General features: G+C 69.8%; 15 protein-coding genes and 1 pseudogene. 5 read left to right on the top strand and 11 right to left on the bottom strand.

The annotated features are described in order from the left end of the window. Positions 1-62: 62 nt before the first annotated feature. From ACTWQF_RS11400 to ACTWQF_RS11360, 9 genes are all read right to left on the bottom strand, one after another. Entirely contained in the window at positions 63-905 is an 843-nt protein-coding gene (locus ACTWQF_RS11400) for a sugar phosphate isomerase/epimerase family protein (RefSeq protein WP_443279106.1), read from the bottom strand. Next, the gene (locus tag ACTWQF_RS11395; protein ID WP_443279104.1) at positions 902-1,858 is read right to left on the bottom strand and encodes a VOC family protein; all 957 of its coding nucleotides are present in this window, start codon (positions 1,856-1,858) and stop codon (positions 902-904) included. Before ACTWQF_RS11395 ends, ACTWQF_RS11400 begins: the two co-directional genes overlap by 4 nt. Next, positions 1,855-2,259 carry a carboxymuconolactone decarboxylase family protein gene (locus ACTWQF_RS11390; RefSeq protein ID WP_443279103.1) on the bottom strand — a complete coding sequence of 135 codons (405 nt, stop codon included), beginning with the start codon at positions 2,257-2,259 and terminating at the stop codon, positions 1,855-1,857. The genes ACTWQF_RS11395 and ACTWQF_RS11390 overlap by 4 nt, the downstream gene beginning before the upstream one ends. Then, on the bottom strand, positions 2,252-2,452 hold the full coding sequence (locus ACTWQF_RS11385) for a tautomerase family protein (protein WP_443279101.1): 201 nt from the start codon (positions 2,450-2,452) through the stop codon (positions 2,252-2,254). The genes ACTWQF_RS11390 and ACTWQF_RS11385 overlap by 8 nt, the downstream gene beginning before the upstream one ends. A 2-nt stretch (positions 2,453-2,454) precedes the next feature. Further along, on the bottom strand, positions 2,455-3,246 hold the full coding sequence (locus ACTWQF_RS11380) for a 2-keto-4-pentenoate hydratase (RefSeq protein ID WP_443279100.1): 792 nt from the start codon (positions 3,244-3,246) through the stop codon (positions 2,455-2,457). Then, on the bottom strand, positions 3,243-4,298 hold the full coding sequence (gene dmpG, locus ACTWQF_RS11375; protein ID WP_443279099.1) for a 4-hydroxy-2-oxovalerate aldolase: 1,056 nt from the start codon (positions 4,296-4,298) through the stop codon (positions 3,243-3,245). Before dmpG ends, ACTWQF_RS11380 begins: the two co-directional genes overlap by 4 nt. After that, entirely contained in the window at positions 4,295-5,206 is a 912-nt protein-coding gene (locus ACTWQF_RS11370) for an acetaldehyde dehydrogenase (acetylating) (protein ID WP_443279097.1), read from the bottom strand. The genes dmpG and ACTWQF_RS11370 overlap by 4 nt, the downstream gene beginning before the upstream one ends. Further along, entirely contained in the window at positions 5,203-6,015 is an 813-nt protein-coding gene (locus ACTWQF_RS11365) for a 2-keto-4-pentenoate hydratase (protein WP_443279096.1), read from the bottom strand. The genes ACTWQF_RS11370 and ACTWQF_RS11365 overlap by 4 nt, the downstream gene beginning before the upstream one ends. Before the next feature lie 271 nt (positions 6,016-6,286). After that, a complete protein-coding gene (locus ACTWQF_RS11360) occupies positions 6,287-7,027 on the bottom strand; it encodes an IclR family transcriptional regulator (protein WP_443279094.1) in 741 nt (246 codons plus the stop codon). A 45-nt stretch (positions 7,028-7,072) separates the two neighbouring features. Between ACTWQF_RS11360 and ACTWQF_RS11355 the strand changes: the two genes are divergently transcribed. The 5 genes and pseudogenes from ACTWQF_RS11355 (at position 7,073) to ACTWQF_RS11335 (ending at position 11,121) form a co-directional block, all read left to right on the top strand. Further along, on the top strand, positions 7,073-7,966 hold the full coding sequence (locus tag ACTWQF_RS11355; RefSeq protein ID WP_443279092.1) for a shikimate dehydrogenase: 894 nt from the start codon (positions 7,073-7,075) through the stop codon (positions 7,964-7,966). 49 nt (positions 7,967-8,015) lie between these two features. Continuing rightward, the gene (aroQ, locus tag ACTWQF_RS11350; RefSeq protein WP_443279091.1) at positions 8,016-8,483 is read left to right on the top strand and encodes a type II 3-dehydroquinate dehydratase; all 468 of its coding nucleotides are present in this window, start codon (positions 8,016-8,018) and stop codon (positions 8,481-8,483) included. 52 nt (positions 8,484-8,535) lie between these two features. After that, positions 8,536-9,972, top strand: a complete 1,437-nt coding sequence (locus tag ACTWQF_RS11345) for an Nramp family divalent metal transporter (protein ID WP_443279089.1) — start codon at positions 8,536-8,538, stop codon at positions 9,970-9,972. Between the two features lie 157 nt (positions 9,973-10,129). Further along, positions 10,130-10,387 (top strand): annotated as a pseudogene (locus ACTWQF_RS11340) (zinc-dependent alcohol dehydrogenase); the annotation flags it as partial. Between the two features lie 110 nt (positions 10,388-10,497). After that, positions 10,498-11,121 carry a LysE family translocator gene (locus ACTWQF_RS11335; RefSeq protein WP_443279087.1) on the top strand — a complete coding sequence of 208 codons (624 nt, stop codon included), beginning with the start codon at positions 10,498-10,500 and terminating at the stop codon, positions 11,119-11,121. Positions 11,122-11,303: 182 nt separating this feature from the next. Here the strand turns inward: ACTWQF_RS11335 and dnaK are convergent, their stop codons facing one another. Together dnaK and ACTWQF_RS11325 are read right to left on the bottom strand one after the other, a co-directional pair. Continuing rightward, on the bottom strand, positions 11,304-13,178 hold the full coding sequence (dnaK, locus tag ACTWQF_RS11330; RefSeq protein WP_443279086.1) for a molecular chaperone DnaK: 1,875 nt from the start codon (positions 13,176-13,178) through the stop codon (positions 11,304-11,306). Between the two features lie 141 nt (positions 13,179-13,319). After that, positions 13,320-14,057 (bottom strand): L,D-transpeptidase family protein, encoded by a 738-nt coding sequence (locus ACTWQF_RS11325; protein ID WP_443279084.1) that lies wholly within the window; start codon positions 14,055-14,057, stop codon positions 13,320-13,322. Between the last annotated feature and the right edge of the window lie 114 nt (positions 14,058-14,171).

The following is a 14,171-nucleotide window of genomic DNA, read 5'->3' as shown; positions in this document are numbered from 1 at the left end:
GACGCCTCGTCGAGAGCAGGCCGCGGGTGTCCGGTGGACCAGGTCCGGTGGACCAGGTGGGCTCAGTGCGTGGGAAGCACCTCCAGGGCGGCGGATGCCTTCATGAACGCCTGGGTGGCCATCTCTTCGACGGGGAGGTCCCGGTAGCCGGGGTAGTTGACCTCGACGCAGTAGGGGCCGCGGAAGCCGCGTTCGTGCAGGCCCAGCAGCAGGCCCGTGACGTCCAGTTCGCCGTCGCCCGGCAACAGGCGGCCGCGTCGTGCCTCGGCGAGGAAGTCGTCATGCACGATGCGGCCGTCGTTGAGTTGGACGGCCGTGATGCGGTCCGGGGGCAAGCCGGTGAGGTCGGCGAGGGTCGAGCGGCTGTTGTAGAAGTGCCAGACGTCGATCATCAGTCCGGCGTTGGGGGCACCCGACGCCTCCAGCACCGCGCGCGCGGTGGCCACGTCCTTCAGGCCGGACCAGGGGAATGCCTCGACCGCGACGTGCAGACCGTGTTCGGCGACGGCGTCACAGATCGCACGAAGCCGGGCACCCGCGGCGGTGATGTCGAGTTCGTCGCCGGTGAACTCGCCCGCTGTGACGTGATGGGGGCGGAACGCGTGGCCGAGAGCGTCGACGGTGGCGAGGTCACCGCCTTCGGGGTCCGCCGTGGCCCAGCCGCTGAGGAACTCGATTTCGCACAGGGCAAGTCCATGCGTGCCGAGCAGCGTGCGTACGGAATCGTCGCTCGCTCCGGCTGCTCGCATCCGCTGGTAGTCGTCGATGTGCAGGCCGATACCCGTGAAGCCGGCGGCGGCCGCCGCGCGGCAACGCTCGGCGAACGGCACGCGGGCCGGCTGCGCGAAACCGGCGCCGGAGAGGGTCACGAAGCTCGCGGTGAGTTCGGGGAGTGCGGGAGTCATGGCAGGGTCGGGGTGGCGTGGGAGTGGAAGCTGTCGGGCACATCGAGGCCCCAAGCGGTGGAGCGGCCTTGGCCCTCGGTGGTCCAGGTGACCGGTTCCCAGTCAGGAGCGAAGATGTGGAAGCCGCCGGCGAACACCTCGATGCGGTTGCCGCCTGGTTCCAGGACGTAGAGGAAGAAGCCCTGGGTGCGCGAGTGTTTGGCTGGGCCGAACTCGATCTGAGTGCCCAGCTCGCAGAAGATGTCGGCGGCGCGGAGCACGTCCTCGCGGTTCTCGACCGCGTACGCGAGGTGGTGCAGCCGCCCGGTGACCCCGGGAACCGGCTCGCGGGTGATGGCGAGGTCGTGGGCCTTGTTCATCAGGCTGAGCCAGGCGCCTGCCTCGGGCCGGCCGGGTGGGACCAGGTGTTCGCGAAGCTTGAAGCCCAGCGTCTCGCACATGAACCCACGCGTGGCGGGCACGTCCTGCGCCAGGACGTTGATGTGGTCGATCCGCGCCGCGCCGACACCGGCGGAGACGGAGGACTGGGGCTGATTGGGCAGGTACGACGCCTTGCCCTCAGGAGCGCGGTACTTCTCGGTCTCGTAGTAGAGCTCCATGCGCTGGCCGCTCGGGGCGATGAAGGAGTACGCCTTGCCGTGCCCGAAGTCCCCGTCGGTCCACTCGCCGTCGACGCCGCGTTCCTCCAGGGCCGCGACCCGGCGTGTCAGGGCCTGCGGGCTCACCGCGCGCCAGGCGACATGACCGAGTCCGGCGCGGTCGGCCGCGGTCAGTTTCAGGGTCGTCAGGTCGTGGTCGCCCCATGCGCGCAGATAGGCGCTGCCGCCGGACTCATGCACCAAGTGCAGGCCGTAGACCTCGGTGAAGAAGGCCAGGCTCTGGTCGTACACGGGGGTCAGCAGCTCGGCGTGGCCGAGGTGGGCGAGCTCGTAGAGCGGCTCAGTCGTTGTCACTGCTTCTCGCCTTCTTCCGCCTTCTTCTCCAGCTCCGCGATGTCGGCGAGCACCTGGGGGCCGCGATTGATCGCGGAGAATCCGGTGAACAGGAACGCCAGGTCGATGACGGCGCGCAGTTCGTCCCAGCCGGCACCGGCTCGTAGTGCGGCGAGGCCGTGCAGCTTGGCGGCGTCGCTGAGTTTGGCGTGCAGGATGCCGAAAAGCACGAGCTGGACGGTCTTCTGGTCCAGCGCATCCGGATACATGACCATATTGCGCAGGCGCTCCTGCGCGAGCAGGAGTTCCGGATCGGTCTCTCCCGACGCCTCGAACCGGGCGGCCACCCGTGGGGGGACGAAGCCCAGCATCCGCTCGTAGGTCGCGCGGTAGTCCTCGGGGCTCTCCGGTCGGTCAGTCATGGGATGCCTCCTGTTCGGCCTTGGTGACGTCCCCGACCGCCCAGTGCTCCGGCGGGATTTCGCGTACGAGGACACGGATGGCCGTGTCGGGGACGTTCAGGGAATCCCGTACGGCGGCGTGCACCCGGTGGATGAGGTCGCGGATCTTCTCCTGGGGGCGTCCGGCGACGACGCTGATCTCGACGAGTGGCATCTTCAGGCTCCTGTCATGCGCAGCGAGCCGAGGTGGGTGAACTCGGCGCTGATCTCCCGTCCGGGTTCGACGAAGACTGCGTCGGTGAGGCCACCGGTGAGCACGATCCAGCCAGGCTCGATGGCGATGCCGCGCGCCCCGAGGGAGTTCGCCGCCAGCGCGAGCGCCTCGGCGGGGTGGCCCTGTACGGCGGCGCCGGTCGCGGAGTGGGTGATCTCGCCGTCGATGCCGAGCAGGCATCCCTCCAGCGCGAGGTCGAGCCCCTGTGCCGGCAGGCCGTTGCCGCCGACGACGAAGCGGGAGGAGGAGGCGTTGTCGGCGACCACGTCGGGGAGGGTGAACGCGAAGTCGGTGTAGCGGCTATCGATGATCTCGAAGCCGGGGTGCACGCTGCTGACGGCGGCAAGCGCGGTCGCGGCGGTCACGCCGGGACCGGCCAGCCGCTCGCCCATGACGAAGACGATCTCCGGCTCGGCGCGCGGGTGGATCAGCTCACCGATCGGCACCGGTGTGCCTTCCGGAAGCACCATCGCGTCGGTGAGCCATGCGGTGAGCGGGGAGTCGATGCCCATCCGCTGCTGCTTGGCGCGGGAGGTGAGACCGAGTTTGACGCCGACGAGCCGCTCGCCGGAATCGAGCTTGCGCCGCAGCAGCGCGTCCTGCACCTGGTAAGCGGTGGGCAGGTCAAGGCCGGGCCATGCGTCGGTGATGCGGCCACCGTCCCGGCGGTCCGCCTCCCGGCTCAGCAGCTCGGTCACCGCGCGGTCGATCGTCCAGTCAGTCGGGCCTGTCATTGGGGCACACCTTCCAGGGCGGTGGCAGGGACCGTGGCGCGCGACGACAGGCCGATCGCCACGTCGATGATCATGTCTTCCTGGCCGCCGACGTATCCGGCTTCGCCGACCGCGCGCAGGATGGCGTGCGCGGGCACGCCGTAACGCTCGGCGGCGCTCTGCGCGTGCAGCAGGAACGAAGAGTAGACGCCGTACCGCCCCTGCTCGATGGCCGGACGATCCGCGACGGGCAGCCGTGGCACCAGCGGAGTGAGGACCTCATGCGCGGCGCGCAGTACGCCGTCCACGTCCAGGCCCGTGGGGACCGCCAGCCGGTCGAAGACGGTGGCCAGCAGCTCCGTCGGCGCGTTGCCCGCCCCGGCGCCGAGCGCGCACAGGCTGCCGTCGATCTGGCGGGCCCCGGCCTGGTAGGCGGCGATCGAGTTGGCGACGCCGAGCGAGAGGTTCTGGTGGCCGTGGAAGCCGACCTCCGCGTCCGCGCCGAGCTCGGCGACCAGCGCCGACACGCGATCGGTCACGTCGGTGGGCAGCAGCCATCCCGCGGAGTCGACCACGTACACGCACTGGCACCCGGCGTCGGCCATGACCCTGGCCTGCCCGGCCAACGCCTCGGGCCCGATCCGGTGCGAGAGCATCAGGAAACCAACGGTCTCCAGGCCCAGTTGGCGGGCGGCCTGGAAGTGCTGCACGGAGACGTCGGCCTCAGTGGCGTGGGTCGCCACCCGTACGATCCCGGCCCCCGCGTCCCGGGCCCGGTGCAGGTCCGCGACTGTGCCCAGGCCGGGCAGCAGCAGGACAGCGATGCGCGCGTCACGGGCCTCGTCCACCGCCGCCTCGACCAACTCGATCTCGTCGGTGTGCGAGAAGCCGTAGTTGAAGGACGACCCGGCGAGGCCGTCGCCATGGGTGACCTCGATGACCCGCACTCCCGCGTCGTCGAGGGCGCGGGTCACGGCCCGCACCTGTTCGACCGTGAACTGGTGGGCCACCGCGTGGCTCCCGTCGCGCAGGGTGGTGTCGGTGATGCGTACCGCCGGTGTGGTCGTGCTCATGGCGTCATGACTCCCTGTCGCAGCGTGATCAGCTCGCCGACGCGGACGGCGGCGGCGGTCATGATGTCGAGGTTGCCTGCCCACGGCGGCAGGTAGTCGCCGTTGCCGCGCACCTCCAGGAAGACCGCCACCCTGGCCCGTCCCTGCCAGCCGGGGCGCGGGTCGTCGTACTGCGGCTCGGCGCGCAGCGTGTAACCGGGGACGTAGACCTGCACCTCAGCGACCGTTTGGTGGATGGATGCGGTGATCGCGTCGCGGTCGGCGTCCGCCGGGATGGCGCAATAGACCGTGTCGCGCATGATCATCGGAGGGGCCACCGGGTTCAGGATGATGACCGCCTTGCCGCGCTCGGCGCCGCCCACGGCCTCGATCGCGTGTGCGGTGGTCTCGGTGAACTCGTCGATGTTGGCGCGGGTGCCGGGCCCGGCGGACCGGGACGCGATCGAGGCGACGATCTCGGCGTACGCGACGGGTACGACCCGGGACACGGCCGCGACGACCGGGATGGTGGCCTGCCCGCCGCAGGTGATCATGTTGACGTTCCTGGCGGCCGCGTGCTCGGTCAGGTTCACCACGGGGCAGACGAAGGGTCCGGTCGCGGCGGGGGTCAGATCGATGGCCGTGATCCCGGCCTCCGCATAGCGGGGGGCGTTCGCCAGATGCGCCCTTGCGGAGGTGGCCTCGAACACCAGGTCCGGCAGGTGCGGTCGGGCCAGGAGCCAGTCCACGCCTCCGGCGCTCGCTTCCAGCCCCGCACGGGCCGCCCGGTCCAGGCCGTCCGAATCGGGGTCCACCCCGACCATGTATCTGACGTCGATGTGCTCGTTGCGCAGCAGCTTGACCATCAGGTCTGTGCCGATGTTGCCCGGTCCGACGATGGCGGCGGTGGCGGTCGTTCGGGAGGTCATGCGTCCTCCTGTTCGTGGGCGCGGTCGCGGACGAACCGGGCGGTGACGCTGCCCAGACCGCCGAAGGTCGCGGTGACGCTGTCACCGGCGGCGACGGGCACCGCGGCGCAGACGGAGCCGGGCAGCACGACATGGCCGGCCGCCAGGGTGACGCCGAGCCGGCCCACGGTGTTCGCCAGCCACACCAGGGCGTTGAGGGGCGAACCGAGGACGGCGCCTCCCGAGCCGGTTCCGACCACCATGCCGCGCCGGCTCAGCACACAGCCGGCCAGCCGCAGATCGACCGCGCCGACGGGGATGGGGCGGCTGCCGAGCACCACGCCGCCCGATGACGCGTTGTCCGCCACCGTGTCGACCAGGCCGATCTTCCAGTCCTGGATGCGGGAGTCGATGATCTCGATGGCAGGCAGGACGTAGTCGACCGCCGAGAGCGCCTGAGCGGCGTTCACCCCTGGTCCGCTCAACGGCCGCTTCAGTACGAAAGCGATCTCCGGCTCGACCCTGGGACTGATGAACGCGTCCAGCGCGATCGGCAGCCCCTCCAGGTGGAACATGCCGCCCATCAGGTGCCCGTAGTCGGGCTGGTCAACCCCGAGCTGGCGCTGCATGACCGCTGAGGTGAGCCCCACCTTGTGTCCCTGGACGGGCTGCCCCTCCTCGGTCCAGACGCGGACCTGCGCCAGCTGGATCGCGTAAGCGTCGTCGACCGTCAGCCCGGGGTGGGACCGGCTGAGCGGGGGGATGGGCTCGCGGCTGCGCCGGGCCGCCAGCAGTTCCTCGGCGACCACGCCATGCGTGGCTCTGTCCATCCGCGTCTCCTCGGTCCGGCTGTGACGGTCTCCCCGAAGCATGTGCGGCAGCCGCCCGACCGACAAGGCGAGTGATCCGCTGAACGGATCATGATCGCGAATAACCTTTGCGAGATTGTGTCCCGCTCAGCGGATCATCTTGCTTGCTCGCTCTGCACCGCGGGAGGACAGTCGGTCTCCGCAAACGCGTGACACACCACAGGCCGAACGCGATGGAGGGAACGGCATGAGCGGACAAGCGGCGCCCGGAAAGGCCGTGCGTCGTGTCCGCTCAGCGTTCGTCCGGGACGGGGCTCGGGCCCCGCAGCTCGCGACTGATGGCGAGCGCGGCCGTACGCACCGCGGGGCCCACCCGTCGCAGATTGAGGCGGCCGCTCCAGCCCGAGATGGACACCGCCGCGACCGCTCGGCCGCTCGCCCCCAGGATCGCACTCGCCACACACCCCACGCCGGGGCCGGACTCCTCGCTCTCATATGCGAGTCCCGCGCCGCGGATGCGTTCCAGTTCGCGCCTCAGCAGCTGCGGCGCCGTGATTGTCCGGGGGCCGATGGCGGCCAGTCCACGCACGCAGACCGCGTCGACCGCCTCCGCCTGGCTGAACGCGAGAAGGGCCTTGCCCACCGCGGCGGAGTGGGCCGGCAGCCTGCCCCCCACCTGGGATCCCATCTTTGGGGCGCCCTTGCTGCGCAAGATCTCGACGTACACGACCTCGGTGCCGTCCAGGACGGCGAGATGGACCGTCTGTCGGGTCGCCTCGCGCAGATCGGCCATGTACGGCAGGGCTATCGCCCGGAGATTCCGGTGCCGGGAGGCCAGCTCGCCGTACTCGAACAACCGCGTGCCCATGTGCAGCATCGCGCCGTCGCGCTCCAGGAATCCGTACGCGACGAGGTCCCGTACGAGGCGGGAGGTCGTGGACTTGGGCAGGCGGGACCGGCGGGCGATGTCCGACACCCCCAACTCGGCGTGGAGCGCGTCGAAGGCCCCGAGCACGGCGGCAACGCGTGCCACACCAGAATCAGGAACGTTCCGTTCAGCGGGACACATCCTCGCATCATGAGGGGAGCACCAGACGGCATGCAAGCATGCGCGTACGGCCTCATCGGCGCCGGCATAGGAACCTCACTGTCACCGGCCCTCCACCAGGAGGAAGGCAGGCACCACGGCCTGGGCCTGTCCTACGTACTGATCGACACCGCCCGACCCGGCACTCCGGACGAGTTGGGAGGGCTGCTGCGCGACGCCGAGGCCCAAGGCTTCGCCGGGCTCAACATCACGCACCCGTACAAGCAGCGGGTGATCCCTGAGCTGGACGAGCTCTCCCCCCTCGCCCGGGCGATCGGCGCCGTCAACACCGTGGTCTTCCGCGACGGGCGCCGGATCGGCCACAACACGGACGCATCCGGATTCGCCCGATCGTTCCGGCGCGGACTGCCCGGCGCTGCGACCCGCCGTGTCGTCCAGTTCGGCGCGGGCGGCGCCGGAGCCGCCGTCGCGCACGCCCAGCTCGCGGCGGGAACCGGGCATGTGGCGATCATGGACCCCGACCCGTCCAGGAGTGCGGCGCTGGTCCGCGCCCTGCGGAAGGCGTTCGGCGACGAGCGCGCCGACGCCGTCGACCCGGACGGGCTGCCCGCCTCTCTGACGGAGGCCGACGGGGTGGTCAACGCCAGCCCGGTCGGCATGATCAGCCACCCAGGCACCCCGGTCGCCGTGGAACTGCTACGGGACGACCAGTGGGTCGCCGACGTGGTCTACATGCCCACCGAGACCCGGCTGCTGTCCGAGGCGGCGGCCCGCGGCCTGCGCACCCTGGGCGGCACCGGCATGTGCGTGTTCCAGGCAGCGGGGGCATTCGAGCTCATCACCGGCCGCACACCCGACACCGAACGGATGCTCCGCCATCTTTCCCGGCTCCTCGCCCAGCGGGAGGCGGCCACGCCCGCCTGACCGGCGCTCCGTACACCCACTTGCCCACATTTTCTTGAAGGAGCCGCACATGGGCGATTGCATCACCGGCAGCGACCCCGGACGTACCGTCCTGTTCCTCAACGGCCCCAACCTCAACCTGCTCGGCACGCGCGAGCCCGACACGTACGGGTCCACCACGCTGAGCCAGGTCCAGGAGACCGTGGCGAAGACCGCCGCCGAACACGACCTGACCGCCCGCTTCGTGCAGAGCAACCACGAGGGCGTGCTGATCGACGCGATTCACGCGGCGCGCACCGAATGCGGCGCGATCGTCATCAACCCCGCCGGCTTCACGCACACCTCCGTCGCACTGCGGGACGCGCTCGCCGCCGTCGCCCTGCCGACCGTCGAGCTGCACATCACCAACGTGCACCGGCGCGAGGAGTTCCGGCACCACTCCTACATCTCCGCGGTCGCCGACGCCCTGATCGTCGGCGCCGGTACGCACGGCTACGTCCTGGCGACGCTGCACGCCGCGCACCTCCTCTCCCGCTGACCCCCGTCCCCGCCCCCATCCCCAGGGGCACCCGCACCGCTTGGAGAACGACATGTCAGAAGAAGGACCGACCACTGTCAGACCCCCCGGTTCCGGCGAACCCGGCGACGCCGAGATCCGGGACCTCCCCGAGCCGATGCCCCTGCGGCGAATGGTCGGCCCCGGTGTCGTGGCCGTCGGGATCGGACTGGCTGCCGGCGAGATCATCCTGTGGCCCTACCTCACCTCGATCGGCGGCCTCGGTCTGCTGTGGCTCGCCCTCACCACCCTGGTCGTCCAGACCGTCATCAACATGGAGATCGAGCGCTACACACTGGCCACCGGTCAGACCGTCGTCGCCGCTTTCTCCCGGTGGTGGAAGGGCTGGGGGATCGCCATCTGCCTGGCCGGCGCGTTTCAGTACGTCTGGCCGGGCTGGGCCACCAGCGGCTCCACGGTGTTCACATACCTCGTCGGCGGCGGTGATCCGGTCTGGGTGACAGTGATCGCGCTGGGCGCCATCGGCGTCCTGCTCTCGGCATCAAAGGTCATCTACCGGACAGTGGAGCGGGTCGAGGTCGTCAAGGTCGGGCTCACCCTCTTCTTCCTGGCCATCGTGGTGATATTCGTGATCTCCGCCACCAGTTGGGGCGAGGGAGCCAGGGAGACAGCCACCGGTTTCGGGCAGATCCCGGACGGCGTCACCTTCACCATGCTGCTCAGCGCGATCGGAGCGGCCGGCGCCGGGGGCGTGCACAACCTGGTGCTGAGCAACTGGATACGCGACAAGAGGTACGGGATGGGCGCCCACGTCCCCCGCCTCGTCTCACCGATCACCGGCCAGGAGGAGGCCGCAGGCACCGACCGATACGCCTTCCCGCAGGACGAGGCCAACCTCGCCCGCTGGAGGATCTGGTGGAAGCGCGCGAATGCCGAGCACGTCATGACGTTCTCGCTCGTCTGCGTCGTAACGATCACCATCATGAGCCTGCTGGCGTACGAGACGCTCTTCGGCCGCGACGACCTCGACTCCAGCCCCGAATTCCTCAACATCCAGGGAGACATTCTCAGCGATCAAGTCGGGGAGTGGCTCAAGCTGCTGTTCTTCGCGATCGTCACGGTGTCGCTGTGGGCGGCCGCCATGGGACTCCTCGACGTCATCGGCCGTGTGGCCGCCGACTTCCTCCGGCGCAGCTATCTCCCGAACTCCGCCTTCTGGACCGAACCCCGGCTCTACCTCGCCGTGGTGTGGGGCGAGATCATCCTGGGATCGTTCATCCTGCTGGCCGGGTTCACCCAGCCGATCGCCCTGCTCGTGGTCTCCACCTGCGCCGCGTCCGTGGTGACCCTGCTCTACTCGATCCTGCTGGTCCGCCTGAACACCAGGGACCTGCCCAGCGCAATCCGCCTGCGCGGCGCCAGGCTCGGCGGAATGGCGGTAGCCATCGGGTTCTACGGCTTCTTCGCCGTCGCGATGGTGGTGACGCAGATACGGGACAACTTCCTGTGAGCCTGTACTGAAACAGTGCCGAAACACCCCATGGCCCAAGCCGAGGGGGAATCGTGTCTCCCTGCCTGGTCACCCCTGCGGTGACCAGGCAGGAAGCTGCACCGCGAAGACCACCGCCGGCGCGGGCGCCGGCTGATCGGGTGGGGGTGCGTCGTAGTCGGCCGGCAACCACTTCCGCCCCGGCGAACTGCCGCTCCTCGACATGTACCTCACCGGCGTAAGCCTCCGCATCGCCCGCGACAACGTCCGCGCCCACATGCCCGACGCCCTCGACCTCGCCACCTCCGGCACCGTCGCACCCGAACGCGTCGTCTCCCGCGTCCTCGACTGGGAACAACTCCCCGACGCCCTGCCCGAGAAGCACCTCAAGCCCGTCTTCGTCCGCAACACCAACCCACCCCAGGCCGCACGCTGACAACCGCATCGCCGCCCGCGACCACCTTGGTTGGGGTAAGCGTGGGCCCCTCGCTGGCCGCCCGGGCGAAATGCCTTGTGGGGTCGGCAGCGCTTGACGATGCTGGCCCGATGCTGACTTCACTGGCCGCGTTCGTCGGTGCGGCTTTTCTGATCGCCATGGTTCCGGGGCCGAGCACGGTCGTGATCCTGCGCCGTGCGGTGGTCAACGGCCGCCGGACCGGCATGGCCGCGGTGCTGGGCAACGAGTGCGGGGTACTGCTGTGGGGCCTCGCCGCGGCGTGCGGGCTCTCGGTCCTGCTGCTGGCCTCGCAGGTCGCCTACGACGTCATACGGATCACCGGCGCAGCTGTTCTGGTCTGGATGGGGGCGCGGGCGCTGTGGCAGGCGCGGCGGGTCGCAGGGCCGGTCGGGGAATCGGCGGAGACGGCCCCGGTGTCGTACCGGCGGGCCTTCTGGCAGGGGCTGGTCACCAACTTCGCCAATCCCAAGGCGGGCCTGTTCGCCGTCTCCTTCCTGCCGCAGTTCGTGCCCGACGGCGCACCCGTCCTCCCGACGCTGTTCGCCCTCTCGGTGATATGGGTCGTGGTCGACCTGATCTGGTACCTCCCGCTGATTGCCCTGGCCGGGCGGGTCGGCGGAGTGCTGCGGCGGCAGTCCGTACGGCGCCGGATGGAACAGATCTCCGGCGCGGTCCTGGTCGGCCTCGGCGTGCGGCTTGCCGTCGACTCCTGAGCTCGTCCGGCATGGAGGGCTGCGCTTGCCCACCCCGCTCCCCCAAGCTCTTCGAGCAGGGGGACGCGCCCCGTAAGGGGCGCGGGACTGAGTTCATGTGCGGCTCCGCCGCGTGGGCGCGAGCAACCACGACGCAGCCGCACCCCGCAAACGTCGAGCAGGGGCACCCCCTCGGCGGCGGCTCAGCGCGAGCCGCCCTTCTCGTCGTCGACGATCTCCGCATCCACGACGTCCTCCTCCCCGCCGGTGCCGCCACCGGCGGGGCCCGCGCCGTCGGGGCCGGGGGCACCGGGCTGGGTTCCCGCGTACATGGCCTGGCCCAGCTTCTGGCTGACCGTACTGACGCGCTCGGTGGCGGCGCGGATCGCCGCGGTGTCGTCGCTGTCGGCGGACTCCGCCTTCAGCTTCTCCTTGAGGTCACCGACCGCTGCCTCGACCTCGGAGCGGGTGTCCGCGGGGACCTTGTCCTCGTTCTCCGCGAGGAACTTCTCGGTCTGGTGGACGAGGGTCTCGGCCTGGTTGCGGGTCTCGGCGGCCTCGCGCCGGCGGCGGTCCTCGTCGGCGTGCTGCTCGGCCTCCCGCATCATGCGGTCGATCTCGTCCTTCGGCAGGCTGGAGCCGCCGGTGACCTGCATCTTCTGTTCTCTGCCTGTCCCCTGGTCCTTGGCGGAGACATGCATGATGCCGTTGGCGTCGATGTCGAAGGCGACCTCGATCTGCGGTACGCCACGGGGCGCCGGCGGGAGCCCGGTGAGCTCGAACATGCCGAGCTTCTTGTTGTACGCGGCGATCTCCCGCTCGCCCTGGAAGACCTGCACGTTCACCGAGGGCTGGTTGTCCTCGGCGGTGGTGAAGATCTCCGAGCGCCGGGTGGGGATCGTGGTGTTCCGCTCGATCAGCCTGGTCATGACGCCGCCCTTGGTCTCGATACCGAGGGACAGCGGGGTGACGTCCAGCAGCAGGACGTCCTTGACCTCGCCCTTGAGCACGCCCGCCTGGAGGGCGGCGCCGATGGCCACGACCTCGTCCGGGTTGACGCCCTTGTGCGGTTCCTTGCCGGTGAGGTTCTTCACCAGGTCCGTCACCGCGGGCATCCTGGTCGAACCACCGACCAGGATCACGTGGTCGACGTCGGAGACGCTGATCCCCGCGTCCCGGACCGCGCTGTGGAACGGGCCTTCGCACCGTTCGAGCAGGTCCGAGGTCAGCTGCTCGAACTGCGCCCGGGTGAGCTTCTCATCCAGGTGCAGCGGCCCCTCGGACGAGGCGGTGATGTACGGCAGGTTGATCGTCGTCTCGGTCGTGGCGGATAGTTCGATCTTCGCTTTCTCGGCCGCCTCACGCAGCCGCTGCACCGCCATCTTGTCCTGGGCCAGATCGACGCCGTAGCTGTTCTTGAACTGCTTCGTCAGATGATCGACGACCCGCTGGTCCCAGTCGTCACCACCCAGATGAGTGTCGCCGGAGGTGGACTTCACCTCGACGACGCCCTCGCCGATCTCCAGCAGCGAGACGTCGAAGGTGCCTCCGCCCAGGTCGAAGACGAGGACCGTCTGGTCGTTCTCCTTGTCCAGCCCGTAGGCGAGGGCTGCGGAGGTCGGCTCGTTGATGATCCGCAGGACGTTCAGCCCGGCGATCTCGCCCGCTTCCTTGGTGGCGGTGCGCTGGGAGTCGTTGAAGTAGGCGGGCACGGTGATGACGGCGTCCGTCACCTCGTCCCCGAGGAACGCTTCCGCGTCCCGCTTGAGCTTCTGCAGCACCCGCGCGGAGATCTCCTGTGCGGTGTACTGCTTGCCGTCCACGCTGCCGGACGCCGGGAAGCGCCAGTCCGACTCGCCCACGTGCCGCTTCACCGAGCGTGCCGTGCGCTCCACGTTGGTCACGGCCTGCCGCTTGGCGACCTCCCCTACCAGCACTTCGCCGCCCTTGGCGAACGCCACCACCGAGGGCGTCGTCCGGGCGCCTTCCGCATTCGTGACGACGGTGGGCTCGCCACCCTCCAGGACGGAGACCACCGAGTTGGTCGTACCGAGATCGATTCCGACTGCGCGTGCCACCTCAGTCTCCTCTCCTGCGTCCCCCACCATTGCCGCTCTCCAGGTGCCTCTACATCTTGCATAAAAGTTGAGTCGCTTACTGTCAAGCGAGGGAGCGCGCTTTCGGACCCTGATCCGCCCCAGCACCTGTGGAGGGGCCCGTCACGCCGCCGGCTTGCGGCCCCAGATACGGACGCGGTCGCCGATCCGCAGCCATCTCCACAGGTTTTCCGCGTCCTCGTAGCGGAGGTTGACGCAGCCGTGGGAGCCGGGCGGGCTGTAGATGTTCTTGTGCGTGCCGTGGAAAGCCTGGCCGCGGCTGAAGTACTGGCTGAACGGCATCTGCTGGCGGTAGAGGACCGAATAGTCGTACCGCACCCGGCGCAGGATGCGGAAGTGTCCGGTGCGCGTCTCGTACCCGCGGGCGCCGCTGCGGGCGGGCATCGCGCGGAGGACGACCTTCCGCCCCTTGAGCAGCCACATCACCTGGTGGGTCAGATCGAGACAGACCACCCGGCCGCGGGCCGGCCGACAGTGCTTGTCCGCCAGCAGTTTCTCCGGATGCCCCGCCGCCCAGCGCGCGTACAGCGCCCGATACGTGGCGGGGGACGCGAAGCCGTCCGCGGGCAGCACGCCCTCCTGCTCCTGGAACCGCTGGATCGCCGCGCAGTCCCGCTGCGACTGCCGGCCGTCCACCGGGAGGCCCAGATATCTCTCGACCTCCCGCTGCTGCGGGCCGGTTCTCATGGAGCAGGCTCGTTCCTCGGCCTGGTCCTCCCCCGCCGAGTGCGGGGCGAGCGCCTGGGAGGGTACGGCTTCGGCGAGGCCGAGCAGCAACAGGAGCGCGAGGGCGGGCGCCTGGGCCTTACGCGCGGGGGGAAGGAAATTCTTCGGTGGCATGCACGGGCATCTGCCCCCGATGCTGCGAATACAGCGCGGAACGCTGCGGATTCACCTGACCGCCGCACACGAGTTCCCCCTTTTCCTGCCCCGCCCGGAGCCGTTCCGGGCGGG

The sequence above is a fragment of the Streptomyces sp. 8N114 genome (assembly GCF_052245835.1).
Classification (GTDB): Bacteria; Actinomycetota; Actinomycetes; order Streptomycetales; family Streptomycetaceae; genus Streptomyces.
This window is presented reverse-complemented; position numbering and strand designations above follow the sequence as displayed.